Source organism: Streptomyces sp. NPDC005070 (assembly GCF_053600395.1).
The window spans coordinates 114,332-137,533 of sequence record NZ_JBSFZS010000004.1 but is presented as its reverse complement, the minus strand read 5'-3'; the positions used below and the strand labels follow the sequence as shown (position 1 = coordinate 137,533).

Annotated in this window: 23 protein-coding genes; 9 read left to right on the top strand and 14 right to left on the bottom strand. The window is 72.2% G+C overall.

Annotated elements, in window-relative coordinates:
• Nucleotides 1–13: 13 nt before the first annotated feature.
• Both ACWEBX_RS02915 and ACWEBX_RS02910 read right to left on the bottom strand, forming a co-directional pair.
• Nucleotides 14–742, bottom strand: coding sequence for a type 1 glutamine amidotransferase (locus ACWEBX_RS02915; RefSeq protein WP_451883119.1), 729 nt, complete (start codon nt 740–742; stop codon nt 14–16).
• A 19-nt stretch (nt 743–761) separates the two neighbouring features.
• A complete protein-coding gene (locus ACWEBX_RS02910) occupies nt 762–2,000 on the bottom strand; it encodes a MurT ligase domain-containing protein (protein WP_451883118.1) in 1,239 nt (412 codons plus the stop codon).
• 153 nt (nt 2,001–2,153) lie between these two features.
• Between ACWEBX_RS02910 and def the strand changes: the two genes are divergently transcribed.
• On the top strand, nt 2,154–2,693 hold the full coding sequence (def, locus tag ACWEBX_RS02905; protein ID WP_451883117.1) for a peptide deformylase: 540 nt from the start codon (nt 2,154–2,156) through the stop codon (nt 2,691–2,693).
• Between the two features lie 75 nt (nt 2,694–2,768).
• Here the strand turns inward: def and ACWEBX_RS02900 are convergent, their stop codons facing one another.
• Complete coding sequence (locus ACWEBX_RS02900; RefSeq protein WP_451883116.1) at nt 2,769–3,413, bottom strand: TetR family transcriptional regulator; 645 nt, start codon at nt 3,411–3,413, stop codon at nt 2,769–2,771.
• A 169-nt stretch (nt 3,414–3,582) separates the two neighbouring features.
• On the opposite strand from ACWEBX_RS02900, the gene ACWEBX_RS02895 reads away from it, so the two are divergent.
• Nucleotides 3,583–4,812 carry an acyl-CoA dehydrogenase family protein gene (locus tag ACWEBX_RS02895; protein WP_451883115.1) on the top strand — a complete coding sequence of 410 codons (1,230 nt, stop codon included), beginning with the start codon at nt 3,583–3,585 and terminating at the stop codon, nt 4,810–4,812.
• A 223-nt stretch (nt 4,813–5,035) separates the two neighbouring features.
• The gene (locus ACWEBX_RS02890; protein ID WP_451883114.1) at nt 5,036–5,731 is read left to right on the top strand and encodes a transcriptional regulator; all 696 of its coding nucleotides are present in this window, start codon (nt 5,036–5,038) and stop codon (nt 5,729–5,731) included.
• A gap of 65 nt (nt 5,732–5,796) precedes the next feature.
• Here the strand turns inward: ACWEBX_RS02890 and ACWEBX_RS02885 are convergent, their stop codons facing one another.
• The 5 genes from ACWEBX_RS02885 to ACWEBX_RS02865 form a co-directional block, all read right to left on the bottom strand.
• Nucleotides 5,797–6,036, bottom strand: a complete 240-nt coding sequence (locus ACWEBX_RS02885) for a DUF6213 family protein (RefSeq protein WP_037616672.1) — start codon at nt 6,034–6,036, stop codon at nt 5,797–5,799.
• A gap of 25 nt (nt 6,037–6,061) precedes the next feature.
• Nucleotides 6,062–7,453 (bottom strand): NADP-dependent succinic semialdehyde dehydrogenase, encoded by a 1,392-nt coding sequence (locus tag ACWEBX_RS02880; protein ID WP_451883113.1) that lies wholly within the window; start codon nt 7,451–7,453, stop codon nt 6,062–6,064.
• 110 nt (nt 7,454–7,563) lie between these two features.
• Nucleotides 7,564–8,040, bottom strand: a complete 477-nt coding sequence (locus ACWEBX_RS02875) for an NUDIX domain-containing protein (RefSeq protein ID WP_451883112.1) — start codon at nt 8,038–8,040, stop codon at nt 7,564–7,566.
• A complete protein-coding gene (locus ACWEBX_RS02870) occupies nt 8,037–9,575 on the bottom strand; it encodes an ATP-dependent DNA ligase (RefSeq protein WP_451883111.1) in 1,539 nt (512 codons plus the stop codon). The genes ACWEBX_RS02875 and ACWEBX_RS02870 overlap by 4 nt, the downstream gene beginning before the upstream one ends.
• A gap of 180 nt (nt 9,576–9,755) precedes the next feature.
• Nucleotides 9,756–10,736, bottom strand: a complete 981-nt coding sequence (locus tag ACWEBX_RS02865; protein ID WP_451883142.1) for an NAD(P)/FAD-dependent oxidoreductase — start codon at nt 10,734–10,736, stop codon at nt 9,756–9,758.
• 101 nt (nt 10,737–10,837) lie between these two features.
• On the opposite strand from ACWEBX_RS02865, the gene ACWEBX_RS02860 reads away from it, so the two are divergent.
• The 6 genes from ACWEBX_RS02860 (at nt 10,838) to ACWEBX_RS02835 (ending at nt 16,408) form a co-directional block, all read left to right on the top strand.
• On the top strand, nt 10,838–11,482 hold the full coding sequence (locus ACWEBX_RS02860) for a helix-turn-helix domain-containing protein (protein WP_451883110.1): 645 nt from the start codon (nt 10,838–10,840) through the stop codon (nt 11,480–11,482).
• A 230-nt stretch (nt 11,483–11,712) separates the two neighbouring features.
• Nucleotides 11,713–12,690, top strand: a complete 978-nt coding sequence (locus ACWEBX_RS02855; protein WP_451883109.1) for an NADPH:quinone oxidoreductase family protein — start codon at nt 11,713–11,715, stop codon at nt 12,688–12,690.
• On the top strand, nt 12,687–13,877 hold the full coding sequence (locus ACWEBX_RS02850; RefSeq protein ID WP_451883108.1) for an acyl-CoA dehydrogenase family protein: 1,191 nt from the start codon (nt 12,687–12,689) through the stop codon (nt 13,875–13,877). The genes ACWEBX_RS02855 and ACWEBX_RS02850 overlap by 4 nt, the downstream gene beginning before the upstream one ends.
• The gene (locus ACWEBX_RS02845) at nt 13,856–14,980 is read left to right on the top strand and encodes an acyl-CoA dehydrogenase family protein (RefSeq protein WP_451883107.1); all 1,125 of its coding nucleotides are present in this window, start codon (nt 13,856–13,858) and stop codon (nt 14,978–14,980) included. The genes ACWEBX_RS02850 and ACWEBX_RS02845 overlap by 22 nt, the downstream gene beginning before the upstream one ends.
• A gap of 265 nt (nt 14,981–15,245) precedes the next feature.
• Nucleotides 15,246–16,109: a phosphatidylinositol-specific phospholipase C/glycerophosphodiester phosphodiesterase family protein gene (locus ACWEBX_RS02840; protein WP_451883106.1), complete on the top strand. Its 864-nt coding sequence runs from the start codon at nt 15,246–15,248 to the stop codon at nt 16,107–16,109.
• Nucleotides 16,110–16,213: 104 nt separating this feature from the next.
• Nucleotides 16,214–16,408: a hypothetical protein gene (locus ACWEBX_RS02835; RefSeq protein WP_451883105.1), complete on the top strand. Its 195-nt coding sequence runs from the start codon at nt 16,214–16,216 to the stop codon at nt 16,406–16,408.
• A gap of 25 nt (nt 16,409–16,433) precedes the next feature.
• Here the strand turns inward: ACWEBX_RS02835 and ACWEBX_RS02830 are convergent, their stop codons facing one another.
• The 6 genes from ACWEBX_RS02830 to hypF form a co-directional block, all read right to left on the bottom strand.
• On the bottom strand, nt 16,434–17,663 hold the full coding sequence (locus ACWEBX_RS02830; protein ID WP_451883104.1) for a phosphodiester glycosidase family protein: 1,230 nt from the start codon (nt 17,661–17,663) through the stop codon (nt 16,434–16,436).
• Between the two features lie 75 nt (nt 17,664–17,738).
• Entirely contained in the window at nt 17,739–18,095 is a 357-nt protein-coding gene (locus ACWEBX_RS02825) for a DUF779 domain-containing protein (RefSeq protein ID WP_451883103.1), read from the bottom strand.
• Nucleotides 18,096–18,299: 204 nt separating this feature from the next.
• Nucleotides 18,300–19,289 carry a hydrogenase expression/formation protein HypE gene (gene hypE / locus ACWEBX_RS02820; protein WP_451883141.1) on the bottom strand — a complete coding sequence of 330 codons (990 nt, stop codon included), beginning with the start codon at nt 19,287–19,289 and terminating at the stop codon, nt 18,300–18,302.
• Between the two features lie 73 nt (nt 19,290–19,362).
• The gene (gene hypD, locus ACWEBX_RS02815) at nt 19,363–20,481 is read right to left on the bottom strand and encodes a hydrogenase formation protein HypD (protein ID WP_451883102.1); all 1,119 of its coding nucleotides are present in this window, start codon (nt 20,479–20,481) and stop codon (nt 19,363–19,365) included.
• Complete coding sequence (locus ACWEBX_RS02810) at nt 20,478–20,816, bottom strand: HypC/HybG/HupF family hydrogenase formation chaperone (RefSeq protein ID WP_451883101.1); 339 nt, start codon at nt 20,814–20,816, stop codon at nt 20,478–20,480. Before ACWEBX_RS02810 ends, hypD begins: the two co-directional genes overlap by 4 nt.
• A gap of 35 nt (nt 20,817–20,851) precedes the next feature.
• Nucleotides 20,852–23,164 (bottom strand): carbamoyltransferase HypF, encoded by a 2,313-nt coding sequence (hypF, locus tag ACWEBX_RS02805; RefSeq protein ID WP_451883100.1) that lies wholly within the window; start codon nt 23,162–23,164, stop codon nt 20,852–20,854.
• Nucleotides 23,165–23,202 lie beyond the last annotated feature (38 nt).

The following is a 23,202-nucleotide window of genomic DNA, read 5'->3' as shown; positions in this document are numbered from 1 at the left end:
CGGCGGGCCGGCCCTACGCGGGCTGCTGGGCGGACGCGATGCGCTCGGAGCGCAGCGCCTCGTACCAGCGGTCGTCGGTCGGCGGCAGCGCGTTGACGTCGAGGGCCAGCTTCAGCAGCAGGTCCGCGATCTGCGGGTTGCGGGCGAGGACGGGCCCGTGCATGTACGTGCCGAACACGGTGTCGTTGTACGCGCCCTCGGTGCCGTCACCCGTGCCGTTGCCCTTGCCGAGCCGCACGTTCGCGAACGGGCGGGCGGTGGGTCCGAGGTGGGTGACGCCCTGGTGGTTCTCGAAACCGGTCAGCTGCGGCAGACCGAGCCGCGGGTCGATGTCCCCGAGGACGTCGCCGACGCACCGCTCGCCCTCACCGCGCACCGAGACCACGTCGAGCAGGCCGAGGCCCGGCTCGCGCTGGCCGAGGTCGTTGATGAACTCGTGCCCGAGGATCTGGTAGCCGGCGCAGACGGAGAACACGATCGCGCCGTTGCCGACCGCGCGCTCCAGACCGCCGTCGCGGCGCAGCCGCTCCGCGGCGAGCCGCTGCGGCCGGTCCTCGCCGCCGCCGATGAGGTAGATGTCACCGGAGGTCGGGACCGGCTGGTCGCTGCGCACGTCGACACGGGCCACGTCGAGGCCGCGCTGACGTGCCCGGCGCTCCACGACGAGGGCGTTGCCCTGGTCGCCGTAGGTGCTCAGCAGGTCCGGGTAGATCCACACCAGGCGCAGGCTGTTGTCAGTCATTCTCTTCGTCCTCCGTGGCTCAGTTGCCGACACGACGCCTCAAGTCCTGGAATGCGGTGTAGTTCGCGATGACCTCGATGCGTCCGGGCGGCGCCATCTGCACGGCCTGGTCGAGGGTGTCGCAGACCTGGAACTGCTGGTTGGCGACTTCGAGGCGGACAGCGAGGTCGAGCTTGCGGTCGCCGAGGACGAAGATCGGGTGTCCGGTCAGGCGGGTGTAGTCGACGTCCCACAGCCAGGAGGTGTCGGTGCCGTCGGCGCCGCGCGCGTTCACCGACAGGATGACCGGGGTCGGCGGCGGGTCGATCAGGGAGAAGGTCTCCAGCCAGCCCGCGGGGTTCTTGGCGAGCAGCAGGCGCAGATCACGCTCCATGAACTGGACCACGTCGTAGCGTCCGGCCACCGCCTGCACCTGGTACATGCGCTCCAGGGCGACCTGCGGCGGAACTCCGAAGACGGCGGCCACGGCGGCCGACGAGGCGGCGTTGGCCTTGTTGGCGCGGCCCGGCAGCTGGAGGTGGATCGGCCACGCCGAACCGTGCGGGTCGAGGACGTGGTCCCCGGACAGCACCCAGCTCGGCGTCGGACGGCGGAAGCCGCACTCGCCGCAGAACCAGTCGTCGCCGGGGCGCTGCATCACACCGCCGCACGACGGGCAGGACCAGGCGTCTTCCTTCCACATCTGGCCCGCCGCCACCCACATGACGTTCGGCGAGGAGGACGCGGCCCAGACGACCAGCGGGTCGTCCGCGTTGGCGATGACGACGGCCTTGGAACCGGCCAGCCCCTCGCGCCAGTGCTCGGCCATCATCCGGGTCTCGGCGGCACGGTCGAGCTGGTCGCGCGAGAGGTTCAGCAGTGCGATGCACTTCGGGTCGGTGTCACGGGCGACACCGGCGAGGTACTTCTCGTCGACCTCGATGACCGCGAACTTGGCGTCCGAGCCGCCGGCCAGCGCCGAGGTGATGCCCGCGGGCATGTTGGCGCCGAGCGCGTTGGACACGACCGGACCCGCGGCGCGCAGTGCCTCCGCGATCAGCCGGGTCGTCGTGGTCTTGCCGTTGGTCGCCGACACCAGGATCACGTCCAGGTGCGTGGCGAGCCTCGCCAGCAGGTCGGGGTCGAGCTTGAGCGCCACCCGGCCGCCGATCACCGATCCGCTGCCGCGTCCGGCGGCACGCGAGACGGCTGCCGCCGCCTTGCCCGCCGTCACGGCCAGCTTGGCCCGCGGCGACAGCGGGTCCGAGTTGCCTGACATCGTTTCTCGATCCTCCTTGCGTACGCGCCGCGCCCCTGCCCCCGGCACATGTGGGGGTCAGCCTATCGAGATCCACTCACGGGCCCGAATCGCGGCACCACCTCGGTGCCGGCGCGACATGCGCGCGCCTACCAGGACCGTACCCTTGCCGCCATGCGACACGGTTCCATCCCCGGCACGCGCGGGCGCGTCCGGCCCCTCATCCTGCTAGGTGACCCCGTCCTGCGTACAGCCTGCGAGGACGTCACGGATTTCGGCCCCCAACTCGCGGAGCTCGTCGAGGACATGTTCGCGACGATGTACGCCGCCGAGGGCGTCGGGCTCGCCGCGAACCAGATCGGCGTCGGTCTGCGGGTCTTCGTGTACGACTGCCCGGACGACGACGATGTCCGTCATGTCGGTCATGTGGTGAACCCTCGTCTCGTCGAGGCGGACGGAGTGGTCCTGCGCGGACCGGAGGGCTGCCTCTCGCTGCCGGGTCTGGAGGCCGGAACCGAGCGGTACGACCATGCCGTGGTCGAAGGCCGTACGGTCACCGGTGAGCCGGTCACCGTGCACGGCACCGGCTGGTTCGCCCGCTGTCTCCAGCACGAGTGCGACCACCTCGAAGGCGGGGTGTACGCGGACCGGGTCACCGGGTGGCGCCGGCGGCGCCTGCTGCGCAAGGTGAAACGGGCCTCCTGGAGCGGCTGAGGGCCGGTCGGGGCCGCCGGCCGCCTCCGGCGGTCGGTGCCCCCTGTCCTGACGGGATGTCCGGGTGAGCCCCGGTCAGAAACCCGGGCCGCCGACCCGGTCGCCGGCCGCCGCGAGACGGCCCCACAGCAGGTCGGCCAGGCTGCGCACCAACTCGGCGCGCGTGCACGGCCGTTCGCCGAGCCACCAGTCCCCGGCCGCGTGCATCATGCCGACGATGCCGTGGCCCCACACCCGTGCCAGTTGCTGGCTGCCCGGTCCGAGGTCCACCCGCTCCTCGATGACCTCGGCCAGTTCCTCGCCCATGCGGCGCAGTACGGGAGCGGAGTACTTGCCCACGTCGAAGCCGGGGTCGCCCGGCTGGCCGCCCTCCGCCGGATGCATCAGGAAGCGGTAGACCTGCGGGCGGGCCTCGATGGCGGCCAAGTAGGTGTCGAGCGTCGACTCCACACGCTCACGCCGTTCGGCCGGGGCGTCCAGTGCCGCCCGCAGCGCTTCGAGGAGTGCGTCCGTGTGCCGCTTGGCGAGAGCGGCGTAGAGGCCGCCCTTGTCGCCGAAGTGGCGGTACAGGATGGGCTTCGTGATGCCCGCCTCGGCCGCGATGGCGTTCATGGAGGCCCCGGGGCCGTCGCGGAGCACCACTCTGTCGGCGGCTTCCAGCAGCTCGCGCCGGCGGCGGTCGGCGGACCTCTGCTGATCGGTCCGCTGTGTGGTGTCCATGTGCTCTCCCCACCCGTGGTTATTCGGTGACGCCTGCGCAAACTAACACTGATCGTCGTATGGGTATCGAACGGGATGCCGAGCCGGGCTCGGGAGTTGACTTTTCCTACTAGCCAGTAACACACTCCAGTTACCGCAAGTAACAGTTTAGTGCAGCGCTGGAGGGGACATGGCCGAGTTCACCATGGAGCTCAACGACGAACAGAAGGAGGTCCGGGACTGGCTGCACGGCTTCGCCGCCGATGTGATCCGCCCCGCGGCCGCCGAATGGGACGAGCGCGAAGAGACTCCCTGGCCGGTCATCCAGGAAGCGGCGAAGGTCGGCATCTACTCCCTGGACTTCTACGCCCAGCAGTACTTCGACGCCACCGGGCTCGGCATACCCATGGCGATGGAGGAGCTGTTCTGGGGCGACGCGGGCATCGCGCTGTCCATCGTCGGCACCGGCCTCGCCGCCGTGGGCGTCCTCGCCAACGGCACCGAGGAGCAGATCGGCACCTGGATCCCCCAGATGTACGGCGACGCCAACGATGTCAAGGTCGCCGCCTTCTGCTCCTCCGAGCCCGACGCCGGCTCCGACGTCGCCTCGATGCGCACGCGCGCCGTCTACGACGAGGCCAAGGACGAGTGGGTCCTGAACGGCACGAAGACCTGGGCGACCAACGGCGGCATCGCCAACGTCCACGTCGTCGTCGCGGTCGTCGACGCGGAACTCGGCTCCAAGGGCCACGCCTCCTTCATCGTGCCGCCGAACACGCCCGGCCTGTCCCAGGGCCAGAAGTTCAAGAAGCACGGCATCCGCGCCTCGCACACCGCCGAGGTCGTCCTGGAGAACGTCCGGATCCCCGGATCCTGCCTGCTCGGCGGCAAGGAGAAGCTCGACGAGCGCCTCGCCCGTGCCCGCGAGCGCGCCAAGGCGGGTGGCGGCGAGCGGGTGAAGAACGCCGCCATGGCCACCTTCGAGGCCTCCCGTCCGGCCGTCGGCGCCATGGCGGTGGGCACCGCGCGGGCCGCGTACGAGGTCGCCCTCGACTACGCGAAGACGCGTGAGCAGTTCGGCCGCCCGATCATCGACAACCAGGGCGTCGCCTTTCAGCTCGCCGACATGCGCACCTCCATCGACGCGGCCCGGCTGCTCGTCTGGCGGGCGTCCTGGATGGCGGTCAACGGCAAGCAGTTCACCGCGGCCGAGGGCTCGATGTCGAAGCTGTTCGCCAGCGAGACGGCCAAGAAGGTCACGGGCCAGGCGATCCAGATCCTGGGCGGCAACGGCTACACGCGTGAGTACCCGGTGGAGCGGATGCACCGCGACGCGGCCATCTACACGATCTTCGAAGGCACCAGCGAGATCCAGCGCCTCGTGATCGCCCGCACCCTGTCCGGGATGCCGATCCGCTGACACCGCCGCACGGCCCGGGGCCGTTCCGATGACGGGACGCCGGTGATCACCGGCGTCCCGGGCGTCCGCGGGTGTTCTCGAGGCCGAGCGCGGCCGCCGCTGCCTCGCGCAGCGGCCGTCACCCCACCGGACCTGGCACGTCGCGTCGCAGCGGCATGAACCGGGGATGACCGTGCACTCTGGTCGCGGGGGCTCGGAGTCAGCCGGACCGAAGGAGCGCGCGATGACGCGGACGGCCAGGGAACTGCTGGAGGGCGTCACCGGGAAACTCGCCCCCGACCCCCATGCGAACCGGCTGCTCCCGCTGATCGCCCGGGGTGCCGCCCAGCTCGACACGCTCGCCGCACTGGCCATGGAAGAGCGCCACGTGGTCGCGGCCGATCACCGCGCGTTCGTTCATCTGGCCGAACGCTCGGCGGCCGGTACACGGACGTCGCCGGCCGACCCGGCGAGCGCCGCCTTCTTCGGGATGCTCGCCGAGGGCGAGGCGGTGGCCGCGGACCGGCTCGGCGCGTTCGCCACCGCGGTGGGAGCCGACGAGGCGCGGGCGGCGGAGTACGAACCGCTCGCCGACTGCCAGGCCTATCCCGCGTACGTCGCCTGGCTCGCCCTGAACGGGGAGCCGACCGACGTGGTCCTCGCGCTCGGCGCCGGCTTCGCCGCGTGGGGCGGCTACTGCGAGACCATCACCGAGGCCCTGCGCCGTCACTACGGCTTCGACGACGAGGTCTGCGGCTTCTTCGACTTCTTCGCCGAGCCGGCGCCCGAGCTGGAGAGCAAGGCCCTGGACGCCGTGCAGGCCGGTCTCGACGCCGAACGGATCTCCCTGGACGACGTCCTGCGCCACGGGCGGCTGCTCCAGGCCTACGAGGCGAAGTTCTGGCACGCCCTGTGGGAACAGGACCAGCGAGTCGCCTGAGACGGCCGGAACGGCGTCCCGTGCCGGGACGCCGTCCGTGGCCGCTTCGGCGTCGCCGCCGGTGTTCAGCGTCCGTTCGGGCCGCTGCTGTGCGCGATGCAGGCCACGTCGATCCGGTCGGCCAGCTTGGCCAGTTCGATCGTGAGCGCGGCCACCGTGTCCTCGTCGAGACCGTCCTGGCCGGCCTCCACCAGATGCAGCCACCGGCCGCCCACCGTGCGCAACAGCTTGCTGACGTCGGCGGCCGCCACCTGCAACGTGCCGCGGTCGTCGACGATCAGAGGGAGGGTCACTTCGCGGTTCACACGAGGGATCGTAGCTGCGGAACGCTCACGCTCCGTGCCATACGGTGGTGATGTTGCAGAACTCGCGGATTCCGTGCCCCGACAGTTCACGCCCGTAGCCGGACCGCTTCTCCCCGCCGAACGGGAACGCCGGGTGCGAGGCCGTCATCCCGTTGACGAACACCCCGCCCGCCTCGGAATCACGTACGAACCGTTCCACCTCGGCCTCGTCACGGGTCCACAGGTTCGAGCTCAGCCCGAACGGGGTGTCGTTGGCGAGGACCAGCGCCTCGTCCAGGTCGGCGGCCCGGTACAGCGTGGCGACCGGTCCGAACGTCTCCTCCTGGTGGATGCGCATGTCGGGCGTGATGTCGGTGAGCACGGTCGGCCGGTAGTACCAGCCGCCGCCGAAACCGTCGGGGCGTTCGCCGCCGCACAGCACCGTCGCGCCGTTCTCGACCGCGTCGTCGACGAGCTCCTCCAGGTCGGCCCGGCCCTGCTCGGTGGACAGCGGACCGATGTCGGTGTCCTCCTCCAGCGGGTCGCCGATCGTGAGGGCCCGCATACCCGCCGTGAACCGCTCGGCGAAGGCGTCGAACACGTCGGCGTGCACGATGAAGCGCTTGGCGGCGATGCACGACTGTCCGTTGTTCTGCGCACGCGCGGTGACGGCGATCGTCGCGGCGCGCTCGACATCGGCGGACGGCATCACGACGTACGGGTCGCTGCCGCCGAGCTCCAGCACCGTCTTCTTCACCTCGTCTCCGGCGACCGAGGCGACCGCCCGGCCGGCCGGTTCGCTGCCGGTGAGGGTGGCCGCCTTGACGCGCGGGTCGCGCAGGACGCCCTCGACCGCCCCCGAGCCGATCAGCAGCGTCTGGAAGCAGCCCTCGGGGAATCCCGCGCGGCGGAACAGGTCCTCCAGGTACAGGGCGGTCTGCGGCACGTTCGAGGCGTGCTTGAGCAGTCCCACGTTGCCCGCCATCAGCGCGGGCGCGGCGAAGCGGACCACCTGCCAGAGCGGGAAGTTCCACGGCATCACGGCGAGCACGGGGCCGAGCGGACGGTAGCGCGCGAGGACCCGGGAGGCCCCGGAGTCCGCGGCGTCGGCGGGGGCCGCCAGCTCGTCGGCGAGCAGATCCTCGGCGTGGTCGGCGTACCAGCGCATCGCCTTGGCGCACTTGGCGGCCTCCGCCCGGGCCTGCTTGACCGGCTTGCCCATCTCGGTGGTCATCACCCGGCCGATGTCCTGCAGGTCGTCGTCCAGGAGAGCGGCCGCGCGGTGCATGAGCCGCGCCCGCTCGGCGAACGGGGTGGTGCGATACGTACGGAACGTGGCCTCGGCGGCAGCGAGCCTGCGCTCGATCTCCTCGGCGCCGAGGGCGTCGTACGTCTTGAGCGTCTCGCCGTTCGCCGGGTTCACCGTCGCGATGGGCATGGCCGACCTCCTGAAGACTGGCTGTTCCCCGACCCTCCCGCGCGGTGCGGCACGGCGCAACGCGGGCGGGCCCCCGAGGTGAGCCGACGCTCCTGGCCGAACGCCGGCTCTCAGTGCGAGTGCTCAGCCAGCCGGTCGAGAAACACGGTCTGCGCCGTCACGAGCAAAGTCCGGGCCCGCTCCGGGCTCATCCACTCCACCCGGTCGAGCTCGGGGAACTCCTGGCGCCGCCCCGACCTCGGGGGCCACTCCATCGTGAACGTGCCGGGGACCATGGCCGCCGGATCGAGATCCGCCTCGATCGCCCAGGCTGTGACCACCTTGCCGTTCGTCTGGGTCACCTCGCCGAGGGCGACCGCCTCGCCGTCGGGCGGCGGCAGCCCGAGCTCCTCCCGGAACTCGCGGCGGGCGGCGTCCCAGGCCGTCTCGTCGGGCCCGTACTCGCCCTTGGGAAGGGTCCAGGCCCCGGCGTCCCGCCGCGCGAAGAACGGGCCGCCCATATGGCCGACCAACACCTCCACGCCGTGGTCGGTGCGCCGGAACAACAGCAGTCCGGCGCTCCGCTTCCCGTGCTGCCCTCCGCTCATCGCGTCACCTCCGGGTGGGCGGCGAGCAGGGTGTCCACGGTGTCGGCCTCGGCCGCCCGTTTGTCCTCGCGATAGCGGACGACCCGGGCGAAGCGGAGGGTGACACCGGCCGGGTAGCGGGTGGACCGCTGCAGTCCGTCGTACGCGATCTCGACGACGAGTTCGGGCCGTACGGTCACCACGTGGCCGTCGTCCGAGACGGCCAGCTCCCGGAACCGTTCGGTCTGCCAGGTGAGCATCGCGTCGGTCATGCCCTTGAACGTCTTGCCGAGCATGACGAAGGAGCCGTCGGCGGTGCGGGCCCCCAGGTGCAGGTTCGAGAGCTTGCCGGTGCGCCGCCCGTGGCCCCATTCGGCCGCGAGGACCACCAGGTCGAGGGTGTGCACGGGTTTGACCTTGAGCCAGGCGGCACCGCGCCGGCCCGCGCTGTACGGGGCGTCGAGGGCCTTCACCACGACGCCCTCGTGCCCCCGGGCCAGCGTCTCGGCGAGAAACCTCTCGGCCCGCTCGGTGTCGTCCGGCCCCGGCACGAGCGTCCGCCGCACCCGCATCGGCTCGGGAACCAGCCGGGCCAGTTCCGCGTGCCGCTCGGTGAACGGCAGATCCAGCAGGTCCCGCCCGTCGACGGACAGCGCGTCGAAGAAGACGGGGGAGACGGGCATGGTCTCCGCGGCCGCCGCCACATCCACACGGGACCCCACCCGGGCGGCCGTCTCCTGGAAGGACCGCGGCCGTCCCCGGTCGTCCAGGGCGATCACCTCGCCGTCCAGGATGAACCGCTCGCCCCGCAACTCCATGGCGGCGGCGGTCAGTTCGGGAAGCCGGCCGGTGATGTCGTCGAGGGTACGGGTGTAGACGCGGACGTCCTCGCCGTCCCGGTGGAGCTGCACCCGGATGCCGTCCAGCTTCTCCTCCACCACGCAGGCGCCGAGCTTGCCGACCGCCTCCGGGACGGAGGAGGCGGAGTGCGCCAGCATGGGCAGCACCGGGCGGCCGACCGTGAGCCGGAACCCGTCCAGGGCCCCCGGACCGTCCGCCAGGAGGGCCCGCGCCACGGCCCGCAGCGAACCCGCCAGCATCACCGCCCGCCGTACGTCCTCGGCGGGCGCGCCGGTCGCCTCCGCGAGGCCTTCGACCGCGAGCGCGTCCAGCGCGCCCTGGCGGACCTCGCCGGTGAGCAGCCCGAACAGGAAACGCTGTTCCTCCTCCGTGGCCGCCGCCATCAACTCGCCCACCAGACGGGTTCGTTCGGCCTGCGAACCGGTGCCGGAGACCTCGCCGAGCGCGGTGAGCCGGGCGTCCACCTCGCGCACGGTGAGGGTGGGTTCGGCGGCGGGGGAGACCGGTGTGCTCAGCACCTTCCAGCCGACGCCGATGCGGCCCTGCGGCAGCCGGCCCGCCAGATAGGGGATCACGATCGGCGCGTCGTCCGCCTCGGCGTCCCGGAACAGCTCCGCGAGCAGAGCGGTCTTCCGGGACCGCGCCGAGGTGGCGGCGACCTCCTGGGACACATGGGCGAGCCGGCTCAGCAGCATGCAGCCATCGTGCAACGCGAGCGCCCGCTTCACACCCGTACGGGACGCGGAGCGTGCCACCGGGCGGCGTGTTTCGGCCCTGTCCCCGCAGGCGCCTCCGGGCGGCGGGTCTCCGCCCCGTCCGCGTGTGCCTCGGGCGGTGGGTCTCAGATCTGCCCGCGTGTGCCCCGGGCCGCGGTCTCAGTCCTGTCCGCGCGTGATCGCCGCGTCGAGGTCGGCGAAGAGGAGTTCTCCGTTGAGCGTGGCCGCCGCGCGGTATCCGCCGCTCGCCGCGTTCACCACCTGCTCCGCGAAACCGGCGGCGTTGCCTGCGGCCCAGACGCCGGGAACGCTCGTCAGCCCGCTCGGGTCGACGACCGGGTAGCTGCCGAACGGCGTCTCCCGCAGGTCCGCGCCCAGCCGCTCCAGCAGGCCGGTGCGCGGCACCGGGCGCGGCGCCACGAACAGTACCGAGCGGTCGTGCGTGGTCCCGTCCGCGAGCCGCACGCCGGTCAGCCGGTCCCCGGCGACCACCAGCTCCGCGACCTCACCGGGCACCACGGCGACCCCCGCCGCGGCGAGCCGGCGCAGGTCCTCGTCGGAGAGCTCGTCCTCGGCCACCGTGTGCAGGAAGAGGGTGACGTCCTTCGACCACTGGCCGACCATCAGCGCCTGGTGCACGCTCATCGGCGTCGTGGCCAGCACGCCGAAGGCCTGGTCGCGGACCTCCCAGCCGTGGCAGTACGGGCAGTGCAGCACGTCGCGCCCGAAGCGCTCGGCGACGCCGGGCACCGACGGCATCTCGTCCGCCAGGCCCGTCGTGACGATCAGCCGGCGCGCGTGGATCGTGTCCCCGGACCCGACCGTGACGTCGAACTCCCCGGCGCCGTCCCGGACGAGGTCCGTCACCCGGCCCCTGACGATCTCCACGCCGTACCCCTCGACCTCCCGTCGCCCCTCGGCGAGGAACTCGGCGGGCGGCATGCCGTCGCGGGTCAGATAGCCCTGCAGGTGCGCGGCGGGCGCGTTGCGCGGCTCGCCCTCGTCGACGACGAGCGTGCGGCGCCGCGCCCGGCCGAGGACCAGGGCCGCGGAGAGCCCCGCCGTGCCGCCGCCCACGACGACCACCTCGTACGACCCGGACGATGTGCCGGTCGTTGTCCCGGTCATCGTCTCGGCCATTGCTTCGGTCACTGCCTCGGTCATGGTGACCACCTCCACGGAGACGGTCGCCCCGAAGCCGCCGGATTGACAAACGGCTTTGCCGATTCTGCAATAGAGGGATGAGTGACGCGGCCCGTGCGGGCGGGAGTGACGGTGGCGGGCGCGGAGTGACCGGCGACGCGGCGACGGACGAGGTTCTCGCCGAGGTGGGTCCGCGGCTGCGCCGGATCAGGAAGGAGCGCGGGGCGACCCTCGCAGGGCTGTCCGAGGCCACCGGCATCTCGGTGAGCACGCTCTCGCGCCTGGAGTCCGGCCTGCGCAAGCCCAGCCTGGAGCTGCTGCTGCCCATCGCGCGGGCCCATCAGGTTCCCCTGGACGAACTGGTCGGCGCCCCGCCGGTCGGCGACCCCCGGGTGCGCGCCGAGCCGCTCGTGCGCCATGGCCGCACGTACTGGCCGCTGACCCGCCAGCCGGGCGGACTCCAGGCCTACAAGGTGCTCGAACCGAAGCGGACGGCGGAGCCCGATCCGCGCACCCACGAGGGCTACGAATGGCTGTACGTGCTCTCCGGGCGGCTGCGGGTGGTCCTCGGTGAGCACGACGTCGTGATGGAGGCCGGCGAGGCGGCGGAGTTCGACACCCGCGTGCCGCACTGGTTCGGTTCGACGGGGGAGGGGCCCGCGGAGTTCCTGAGCCTGTTCGGTCCGCAGGGGGAGCGGATGCACGTACGGGCGCGGCCCAAGGCCCGGTCCGACGGGCAGTGACGGCGGGCGGCGGGGCGGCAAGGGGAGGGGGAGTCCCCGGGGGTCGAGGGGGCGGGGACGCGAGTGTCCCGGGCGGCGGGGCGGCGCAGCAGGGGTCGACGGCGCCGAGGCAGCGCCGCCGGCGCCGGGCTCGGTGAAGACGTGGGCCGTCCGCTGTTCCCAGGGCGGCAAGCGACCGCTTAGTATGCGAAGGACCCCGGTCAGCCGACGCAGCCCCCTGGAGGCCCCGCATGCAGGCATGGCAAGTGCACCAGAACGGCGAGCCCGCAGAGGCGATGCGCCTCCTGGAGGTGGATCGGCCGACGCCCGGTGACGGCCAGGTCCTGCTCAGGGTGCGCGCCGCGAACATCAACTTCCCGGACGCACTGATGTGCCGCGGCCACTACCAGGTCAGGCCGCCGCTGCCGTTCACGCCGGGTGTGGAGATCTGCGGCGAGACCGAGGACGGCCGCCGGGTGATCGCCAACCCCGCGCTGCCGCACGGCGGCTTCGCCGAGTACGCGGTCGCGGACGCCGCCGCCCTGCTGCCGGCGCCCGACGCCCTCGACGACGCCGAGGCCGCGGCCCTGCACATCGGCTACCAGACCGGCTGGTTCGGCCTGCACCGCCGCGCCCGCCTGGAGGCAGGCGAGACGCTGCTCGTCCACGCGGCCGCCGGAGGCGTCGGCAGCGCCGCCGTGCAGCTCGGAAAGGCGGCGGGCGCCCGGGTCATCGGTGTCGTCGGAGGCGCCGACAAGGCCGCCGTCGCACGCGAGCTGGGCTGCGACGTCGTGGTCGACCGGCGCGCCGAGGACGTCATAGGCGCCGTCAAGGAGGCGACCGGCGGACGCGGCGCCGACGTGATCTACGACCCCGTCGGCGGCGACGCCTTCACCCAGTCCACGAAGGTCGTCGCCTTCGAGGGCCGGATCGTGGTCGTCGGATTCGCGAGCGGCTCGATCCCGAGCCCCGCGCTGAACCACGCCCTCGTCAAGAACTACGGCGTCCTCGGCCTGCACTGGGGCCTGTACAACACCAAGAACCCGAAGCTCGTCCAGCACTGCCACGAGCAGCTCACCGAGCTGGCCGCACGGGGCGCGATCAAGCCGCTGGTGAGCGAGCGGGTGCCGCTGAGCGGGGCCGCCGCCGCCGTGCAGCGGGTCGCCGACGGAGTCACCACCGGGCGGATCGCCGTGGTGCCCACACTGGAGAACGGAGCCGCCGCATGACCGACGCAGCAGAACTGCGCCGCCGCACCCAGGAGTTGCTGGCCGCGTACCCGCCCGGGGAAACGGACCGGCTGGACTTCCTCGGAGCCCGCTTCGACGCCGGCCTCGCCTGGGTGCACTACCCCGAGGGCCTCGGCGGCCTCGGCGCCCCGCGCCGCCTCCAGGCCGTCGTGGACGCCGAACTCGCGGCCGCGAACGCACCCGACAACGACCCGCGCCGGATCGGCATCGGCCTCGGCATGGCCGCCCCGACCATCCTCGGCTTCGGCACCGAGGAGCAGAAGCGGCGCTTCCTGCGGCCCCTGTGGGTCGGCGAGGAGGTGTGGTGCCAGCTCTTCAGCGAGCCCGGCGCCGGTTCGGACCTCGCCGCGCTCGGCACCCGCGCGGTCCGCACGGACGGCGAGGACGGTGAGTGGGTCGTCAACGGGCAGAAGGTGTGGACCTCCAGCGCCCACGTCGCCCGCTGGGCCATCCTCATCGCCCGCACCGACCCGGACGTGCCCAAGCACCGGGGCATCACCTACTTCATCTGCGACATGACCGATCCGGGCGTCGAGGTGCGGCCCCTGCGCCAGATCACCGGCGAGGCCGAGTTCAACGAGGTCTTCCTCACCGACGTCCGCATCCCCGACGCGCACCGCCTCGGCGAGGTCGGCGACGGCTGGCGGGTCGCGCAGACCACCCTCATGAACGAGCGCGTCTCCATCGGCGGCATGCGCATCCCGCGCGAGGGCGGCATGATCGGCCCGGTCTCGAAGACCTGGCGCGAGCGGCCCGAACTGCGCACCCACGACACGCACCAGCGGCTGCTGAAGCTGTGGGTCGAGTCCGAGGTCGCCCGGCTCTCCGGCGAACGGCTGCGCCAGCAGCTCGCCCAGGGCCAGCCCGGCCACGAGGGCTCCGGCATGAAGCTCGGCTTCGCCCGGCTCAACCAGGAGATCAGCGGCCTCGAAGTCGAACTCCTCGGCGAGGAAGGCCTGTTGTACGAGGACTGGACGATGCGCCGGCCCGAACTCGTCGACTTCACCGGCCGGGACGCCGGATACCGCTACCTGCGCTCCAAGGGCAACAGCATCGAGGGCGGGACCAGCGAGGTCCTGCTGAACATCGTCGCCGAACGCGTCCTCGGCCTGCCGTCCGAGCCGCGCACCGACAAGGACGTCGCATGGAAGGACCTCGCCCGATGAGCCAGGTGAGCACCGAGCCCGATCTGCTCTACACCGAGGAGGAAGAGGCGCTCCGCGCGGCCGTCCGCGACCTCCTCACCGACCGCTGTGCCGCGGCGGACGTCATCACCCGCAGCGAGTCGGGCACCCCGCACGACGCCGACCTGTGGAAGGCCCTCACGGAGGGCATGGGCCTCGCGGGCCTCCTCGTGCCCGAGGACCGGGGCGGCCAGGGCGCCACGCACCGTGAGGCCGCCGTGGTCCTGGAGGAACTGGGCCGCGCCGTCGCTCCCGTGCCCTATCTGACGAGCGCCGTCGTCGCGACCGAGGCCCTCCTGGCCTGCGAGGGGCCGGCCGCGGCCGAACTGCTTGCCGCGCTCGCCTCCGGCCGGACCGTGGGCGCCCTCGCCGTCGCGCTGAACATCGGACCGGGCGCCGTCCACCAGGTCGTACGGCTGGAGAACGGTTCCCTGCACGGGGAGCTGACGGGCATCGCCGACGCGGCCGCCGCCGACGTCCTGCTCGTTCCGGCCGAGGACGGCGGGCTGTACGCCGTCGACGCGGACGCCGTCACGATCGTCCCGCAGGTCAGTCTCGACCAGACCCGGCCGCTCGCCCGGATCACCTTCGACTCCGCGCCCGCGCGGCAGCTCACCGCGGACGTGGCGGGTGCCGTACGCCGTGCCCTGCGGGCCGGCGCCGGACTGCTCGCCTCCGAGCAACTGGGGATCGCGGAGCACTCGTTGACGGAGACCGTGCGCTACCTCAAGGAGCGCAAGCAGTTCAACCGCCAGGTCGGCGGGTTCCAGGCGCTCAAGCACCGGCTGGCTCAGGTGTGGCTGGAGGTCGTCAACACCCGGGCCGCCGCCCGGAACGCGGCCGACGCGCTGGCCACCGCGAGTACGGACACCGACGTGGCCGTCGCCGTCGCCCAGGCGTACGCGGCACCGGTCGCCGTGCACGCGGCGGAGGAGGCGCTCCAGCTCCACGGCGGCATCGGCATGACGTGGGAGCACCCGGCGCACCTCTACCTCAAGCGCGCCAAGGCCGACTCCATCGCCTACGGCACGGCGGGCGCGCACCGCGAGGCCCTGGCCGAACTGGTCGACCTGCGGGCGCCGTGACCTCGTCCACCCGCGAGCGCTCCGACAGGGTCGTCCCACAAACGCCCTGACACCGTCTCCGGAAGAGCCCGCCCCGCCTGGGGCGGGCTCTTCCGTGTGCCCGCCGGGCACCGGGCAGCGGGAGGGAACACCGGATCACGCCCCGCTCCGGTGAAGTGAACGCGTCACGTCGGTCCGGCCAACTCCCCCCGGAGCACGGTTCTCCGGCCTCGGCGGGCCGCATACTCCCTGAGGTCCTGTACGGCATCCTCAAGGGAGGCAGAGCATGGCCCACACCACCCGACGCAGAGCCCTCACCACCCTCGGCGCCGCCCTCGCGGGCTCGTTCGCGCTGCCCGCGCCACGGGCTCTCGCGGGCGGGACGAAGCCCCGGACCCAGCCCTTATGGCGAGCCCACGCGCACAACGACTACGAGCACCCCCGCCCCCTCCTCGACGCGCTCGACCACCGCTTCGGCAGCGTCGAGGCTGACATCTACCTCGTCGGCGATCAACTCCTCGTCGCCCACGACCCGGTGGACCTCGACCCCACCCGCACTCTCGAATCCCTCTACCTCGAACCGCTGGCCGCCCGCGTCAGGGCCAACCACGGCTCGGTGTACCGAGGCCACCATCGGCCGCTGCACCTGCTGATCGACATCAAGACCGAGGGCTCCTCGACGTACCTCGAACTCGACCGTCATCTGCGCCGCCACCGGCACCTGTTCACGTCGTACGCGCACGGCAAGGTGCGCCCCGGCCCGGTCACGGCCGTGATCTCCGGCGACCGCGCCGCGCGCGTCCCGATGGAGGCGCAGCCCGAGCGGCTCGCCTTCTACGACGGCCGGCTCGCCGACCTCGGCGGCACCGCCCCCGCCTCCTTCATCCCGCTGATCAGCGACAACTGGACCCTCACCTTCGGCTGGCTGGGCGAAGGCCCGTTCCCGGACGCCGAACGCGAGAAGCTGCGGGGCATCATGACCGCCGCCCACACGCGTCGGCAGAAGGTCCGGTTCTGGGCCACCCCGGACCTCCCGGGCCCGACACGCGAGGCGCTCTGGCACGAACTGCTCGCCGCCGGCGTCGACTACTTCAACACCGATGACCTGGGCGGTCTCGAGGAGTTCCTGGACGCCCACGACCGACGGTAGAAGACCACCCGTTCGGGGGACACGTCAGCCGCCCGGCCGGTCCCTCCGCTACGCCACACTTGCGGCCGAACGCCGCGAAGCGGACGTGGCGGAGGAGGTTGACGATGGCCATTTCCATCTCTGCGGTGCTGTTTCTCCTGGTGCTGGCGGTGATCTTCCTGCGCAACGGAGGGCTGAAGATCTCGCACGCCCTGGTCTGCGCCCTGCTCGGGTTCCTGCTGGCCAGCACGAGCATGGCCCCGACCATCCACAGCGGTCTCACCGCGACGGCCGACATCATGGGCAGCCTGACCCCGTGACCCGACCCCGTTTCCGGCCCGCGTCTCACGGGCCCTCGAACACCCCGATGCCGTTGGGGACGGGACGCTCGGCACCGCCGCTCGGATGGTTGAGGACACTGACGGAGTCCGTCCCCGGCTGCCGGGCGACCATCGTGGTGGATCCACCGCCGTCCAGACTGAAGGCGTCCTCGGACCCCAGCCGCTCCATCGCCCGAGTGACCTCGGCGATGGTGAGCCCGGCGCGGAACCTTGGTGCGCCGTCCAGGGCGAGGAGCTGCATCCGGCGCCCGTGGTCGGAGAAGCCCACCGCGGTGCGTACGGCGGCGGTGCTGTCGTCCAGACCCGGCAGCGGCACGCCGTCGGTCATCATCGGATAGCCGCCGACCGCGAACCGGAAGGGCACCTTGGAGGACTTTGCGACCAGCCGGTGCCGTACCCCGACCGTCTCGCCCACGGACAGCTTCCGCAGCTTCCGGGCACCCGCCTCGCGGCCGACCAGCACGGTGGTGCCCCGGGAGATGGGCCCGCTGCCGGGAGTGTCGGCCGCGGACACGACCCGCCCGTGGCGGACCGTCACCTCGTAGGTGTCGGAACTGCACGGCGCGGCCCGGTTCGTGTCCGTACCGCAGGTCGCGCGGACCCGCGAGACGCTTCCCCAGTCGGCGGTGAACGCGCCGAGGGAGTCCACCGGGAGCGCGTACTGATTGAACCCGCCGAGCGGCCAGATGCCGTCGGGACCGCGGACGGATCCGTCGAGGAGCACGTCGTCCAGCCGGGCCCGGCGGTCGACGCCCACACCGAACACGTCCTCGGTGTGCGTGCCGGGCGGCAGCGCCGGCCCGAACCGCTGGCCGTCGGGCACCGCGGCCTTGAGGCCCCGGCCGCTCGCGATCGCCGGGCCCACCGTCGCGCCCGTCGCCTCGACACCCGGATGCTGGGTCTCCGTGATGTTGAAGAAGTCGCCGTTGACCCCGGCGACCGCGCCCTGGGAGTCGGCCAGTTGAGAGACGGGAGCCCGCGACGCCACCGCGCCGGGGTAGAGGAGGTCGACCCGCACATGAGGATTGCGCAGATCGACGTCCAGCACATGAGCGTGGGCCACACCCTTGGCCGCCGGGATGTCCAGCTCCGTGTACGCGACGCCGGGCGCGATACGGGTCGCGCCCTCCGCGCCGGCGGCCGGTGCCGCCCCCGTCAGGGCCGCACCGGCCAGCGCTCCGGTTGCCGTGAAGACTGTCAGTGCCGTTCTGAACCGTCCGCGAAGACGCGTCACCGTGCCCCCTGATGTCTCGTCAACTCTGCCAGGACTCAGGGGAATTGCACCAGAGACGGGGACCCGGTCCGGTGGCTAGACGCCGACGACGCGGGAACGGATCAGAAAACGCACTCCTTCGGGTGCTTCGAGGGAGAAGCCGCTGCCCCGGCCGGCGACGACGTCCACGATGAGCCGCGTATGGCTCCAGAGTTCGTACTGACTCTTCGAGATCCAGAAGGAGACCGGCTCCGCGACCCCCTCGATCTCCAGCTCGGCCAGCAGGACGTCGGAACCGCCGGTGCGGAACTCGCCCTCCGGGTAGCACATGGGGGCGCTGCCGTCGCAGCAGCCGCCGGACTGATGGAACATCAGCGGTCCGTGCAGGGTCCGCAGCCGCCGCAGCAGTTCGGCGGCCGCGGGTGTCAGTTCCACGCGCGGGACGACGTCCATCGGCTCTCCCCCTCGGGTCTCACGGCTGTCGCGCACCAGCCGACCAGACCGGACGTTGCGAGAGGGTTGCACACACCACGGGCACGGAAAAGGCCGGTCCCCGGTGACACCCGCGTGATGCGGGTCCGTCACCGAGGACCGGCCTCGGAAGTACTCACTCGTGCCGGCCGACGAGGAGTCAGCCGTGGGCGTGGAAGCGGTGGGTCAGCAGATGCGCGGAAGCTGCTCGCCGAGCGGCATGTCCACCACCCGGGTGCCGCCCAGACCGGTGGCCGCGACCACCATTCCCGGGTGGTCGGGGACGCAGTGGCCGATCGCCACGGACTCCTTGCCCAGCGGGTGCGCCCGCATCGCCGCGAGCACCGCGTCGCCGTGCTCGGCCGCCACGAAGGCCACCAGCTTGCCCTCGTTGGCCACGTACATCGGGTCCAGACCGAGGAAGGCGCAGGCGTTGGCGACCGTCTCCGGGACGGGCAGCGACCGCTCGTCGAGCCTGATGCCGACCCGTGCCGCCGCCGCGATCTCGTTCAGCGAGGTGGCCAGACCGCCGCGGGTCGGATCGCGCAGCACGTGCAGGTCGGGGCAGACGGCCAGCATGTCCGCGACCAGACCGGCCAGCGAGGCGGTGTCGCTCTGGATCTCGACGCCGAACTCGAGACCCTCCCGCACGCTCATGATCGCCACCCCGTGCACGCCGATCGGTCCGCTGACCAGCACCACGTCACCGGGTGCCGCGCGCTGCGGACGGATGTCGACGCCCTCCGGGATCAGCCCGATCCCGGCGGTGTTGATGAAGATGCCGTCGCCGTGACCGGCGTCGACGACCTTGGTGTCGCCGGTCGCCACCACCACTCCGGCCGTCCGCGCCGCCTCGCCCATCGCCTCGGCCACGCGACCCACGACGGAGAGCTCGACGCCCTCCTCCAGGATGAACCCGCAGGAGAGGTAGGCCGGTACGGCCCCCGCCATGGCCAGGTCGTTGACCGTGCCGTTGACGGCGAGGTCCCCGATGCTGCCGCCGGGGAAGAACAGCGGCCGTACGACGAAGGAGTCGGTGGAGAAGGCGAGCCGGGCGCCGCCCAGCAGCAGATGCGCGGAGTCGCCGAGTTCGGCGAGCACGTCACTGCCGAAGGCGGGCGCGAACAGGTGCTCCACCAGTTCGGCGGAGAGCGTGCCGCCGCCGCCGTGCCCCATCACGATCCTGTCGTGGTCGCGCAGCGGCGCCGGACAGGTCCAGGAGGAGAAGTCGACCGGGGCGTATGCCGAGTCAGCCAACGGAGCTCGCCTCCTTGTCCGGGGTCTCCAGCCGCCGGTAGAGGTAGTACGCGGCGCACGCGCCCTCGCTGGAGACCATGGTCGCGCCCAGCGGATTGCGCGGGGTGCACTCCTTGCCGAAGGCGGCGCACTCGTGCGGCTTGATGAGGCCCTGGAGCACCTCGCCGCTGCGGCAGACGGTCGACTCCTCGGTATCGATGCCGGTCACCGAGAAGCGGTGCTCGGCGTCGAACTCGCGGTACTTGGGCGACAGCCGCCAGCCACTCTGCGGAATCATGCCGATCCCGCGCCAGGCCCGGTCGGTCACCTCGAAGACGTCGGAGAGCATGGCCCGGGCCGTGGGGCTTCCCTCGGGCTGGACCGCGCGCGGATAGGCGTTCTCCACGGTGTGCTCACCCGCCTCCAGTTGGCGCACCGCGCGGCGGATGCCCTCCAGGATGTCGAGCGGCTCGAAGCCCGTCACCACGATCGGCACCCGGTGCCGTTCGGCGAGCTCGGGATACTCGGCCATGCCCATCACCGTGCAGACGTGCCCGGCGGCGAGGAACGCCTGGACCCGGCAGTCCGGCGAGTTCATGATCGCGTCGATGGCCGGGGGCACCTTGACGTGCGAGACCAGCAGGCTGAAGTTGGGGATGTTCAGCTTCTTGGCCTGATAGACGGTCATCGCGTTGGGCGGTGCCGTGGTCTCGAAGCCGATGCCGAAGAACACGACCTGCCGGTCGGGGTTCTCCTGCGCGATCTTCAGCGCGTCCAGCGGCGAGTACACGACACGGACGTCCGCACCCTCGCTCTTGACCTTGAACAGGTCGCGTCCGCTGCCGGGCACGCGCAGCATGTCGCCGAAGGAGCAGAAGATCACGTCCGGTCGGGAGGCGATCTCCAGCGCCTTGTCGATGATCTCCAGCGGGGTCACACAGACCGGGCAGCCCGGCCCGTGGATCAACTGGATCTCCTCGGGCAGGAGCTGGTCGATGCCGTGGCGGATGATCGAGTGTGTCTGGCCTCCGCAGACCTCCATGAGGGACCAGGGCCTGGTGGTGACGGCCCTGATGTCGTCGAAGAGCCGTTTGGCGAGGGCCGGGTCGCTGAACTCGTCCAGGTACTTCATGACCGCGCCTCCTTCTCGGCGCCCTCCAGGGGCGGTAGTCCGGTTCCGTCGGGGCGTTCGGCGCCGGCGTCCCGGGCGGCCTTGCCCCAGGCGTCGCCGAACTCCTCCTCCAGCACCCCGAGGTTCTCGAAGAGCTCCAGGGTCTGCTTCGCCGATTCCTCGTCCAGCCGCTGCAACGCGAATCCCACATGGACGATGGCGTAGTCACCGACCTTCATGTCCGGCACGTACTCCAGACACACGTCCTTGACGACACCGCCGAAGTCCACCTTGGCCATCCGCGTCGCGTCACGTTCCTCGATCTCCAGCACTCGGCCGGGTACGGCCAGACACATGACTTGCTCCTGCCTCGCTCGTGCGCTCCGCCGCGCTAGTCCATCGACCGGGCGGCGACGACGAGCTGACCGAGGGCCAGACCGCCGTCGTTGGGGGGAACTCTGTGGTGCCTCAGCACGGTGAAGCCGTCCCGTTCCAGGACGGCGCCGCAGGCCTCGGTGAGCAGGGCGTTGCAGAACACCCCGCCGCTGAGGGCCACCGTGTCGAGCCCGGTCCGCTCTCGCGCCACCGTGCACACCTCCAGGACCAGACCGGTCACGGCCTGGTGGAACCGACGGGCCACCGTCCCGGCCGTGACACCAGCCCGGACGTCCGCGACGGCGGCGGCCAGGACCGGCGCCGGATCGGCGACCAGCGGCACCTCGGGGCCCTGACGGGCCGCTCTCAGCATGAACCGGTACGCGTCGTTCCGCTCGTCGTCGGCCAGCGGCCCCGCCAGGTCGCCCATTGCCGCGTTCTCCAGTTCCATCGCCGCCTGGGCCTCGTACTCCACCCGGTGGCAGACTCCCGCGAGCGAGGACACCGCGTCGAAGAGACGTCCCATGCTGGACGTGGGAACGCAGTTGAGGCCCCGTTCCAGCTGCCGTTCGAGCAGCCGACGCTCCTCCGGTGTGGCCGCCGCGGTGCACGGCAGCTCGTCAAGCCAGGCCAGTCCCGCGGCCCGCAGATGCGACAGGGCCATCCGGTAGGGATTGCGTACGGCCGCGTCGCCGCCCGGCAGCGGGACATAGCCCAGATGGGCGAACCGCCGGTATCCGTCGTAGTCGGCGAGCAGCACCTCACCGCCCCACACCGCCCCGTCGTCGCCGTAACCGGTCCCGTCGAACGCGACCCCGATCACCGGCGCCGAACCGTCGAGCCCGTGTTCGGCCATCGCCGAGGCGACATGGGCGTGGTGGTGCTGCACCTGGCGCAGTGTCAGTCCGTGGGCCTCGGCGGCGCGCCGTGCCCATCGGGTGGAGCGGTAGCCGGGATGCCGGTCGGCGACGAGCAGGCGCGGTGTGACGGCCGTGAGGTCCGTCAGATGGCCGGTGGCCCGCTCGAAGGCGTTCAGGGTGGCCAGGTCGTCCATGTCCCCGACGTGCGCGGACAGCCAGGCGTAGCGGCCGTCCCCGGCGCAGAAGGTGTTCTTCAGGTCGCCGCCCACCGCCAGCGCCGGGACCACCGGCACCGGCAGCGCGATCGGGAAGGGGGCGTAGCCGCGCGAGCGCCGCACCGGGAGCTCGGCTCCCGCGCAGACCCGGACCACCGAGTCGTCGCAGGGCACGTGAACGGGCCGGTCGTGCGCGAGCCAGGCGTCGGCGAGCCCCGCCAGCCGGGTCAGCGCCTCGGCGTCGTCGGTGACGATGGGTTCGCCCGAGTGGTTCCCGCTGGTCATGACGAGGACGGCGGGACCCGGCGGATCACCGGGAAGACCGAGCAGCAGCCGGTGCACCGGCGTGTACGGGAGCATGAAGCCGAGGTCGGGACTGCCGGGCGCGACGCCCGCCGCGATCTCGTCGGCCGCCCCCGCCCGCCGCCGCAGCAGGACCACCGGCTTGCGCGGCCCGAGGAGCAACTCCCGCTCCTCGGGCCCGACATGGGCCAGCCGCCGGACGGTCTCCAGCGAGCCGGCGAGCACCGCGAAGGGTTTGCCGCCGCGGTTCTTGCGCTTGCGCAGGGTGCGTACGGCCGCGGGATCCCCCGCGTCGCACGCCAGGTGGTAGCCGCCGATGCCCTTGACCGCGACCACGGCGCCCTCGGCCAGCAGCCGACGGGCCTCGGCGAGTGCCTCCGCGCCCCGCAGCTCGCCCGGATCGTCCGCTCCCGTGCGCAGCGTGAGCCGGGGACCGCAGGCGGGACAGGCGATCGGCTGGGCGTGGAAGCGCCGGTCGGACGGGTCCGCGTACTCACGGGCGCAGTCTGCGCACATCGGGAAGCCCGCCATGGTGGTGCTGTCCCGGTCGTACGGCAGCGCGGTCACGATCGTGAACCGCGGACCGCAGTGCGTACAGGTGATGAAGGGGTGCCGGTAGCGCCGGTCGGCGGGGTCCGCGAGCTCGCGCAGGCAGGCGTCGCAGGTCGCGGTGTCGGGGGAGACCAGGGTGCGGCCCGGCCCGCCGGAGGAGGGCCGGATGGTGAACACCGAGCCGTCGTTCTCCAGGGGCACGGTCCGCTGCTCGACCGACTCGACGACCGCGAGCGGCGGCGGTCGCGTCCCGACCCGAGCGCAGAACTCCGCGACGTCGGCGCCCGGGCCCTCCACCTCGGCCTCGACGCCCCGCGCGTTGTTGGTGACCCAGCCGCTCAGCCCCAGTTCCTCCGCGAGGGTGTACACGAAGGGCCGGAAACCCACCCCCTGGACCACGCCCGTGACCGTGACGTGCCGGCGCTCGCGCCCCGGGG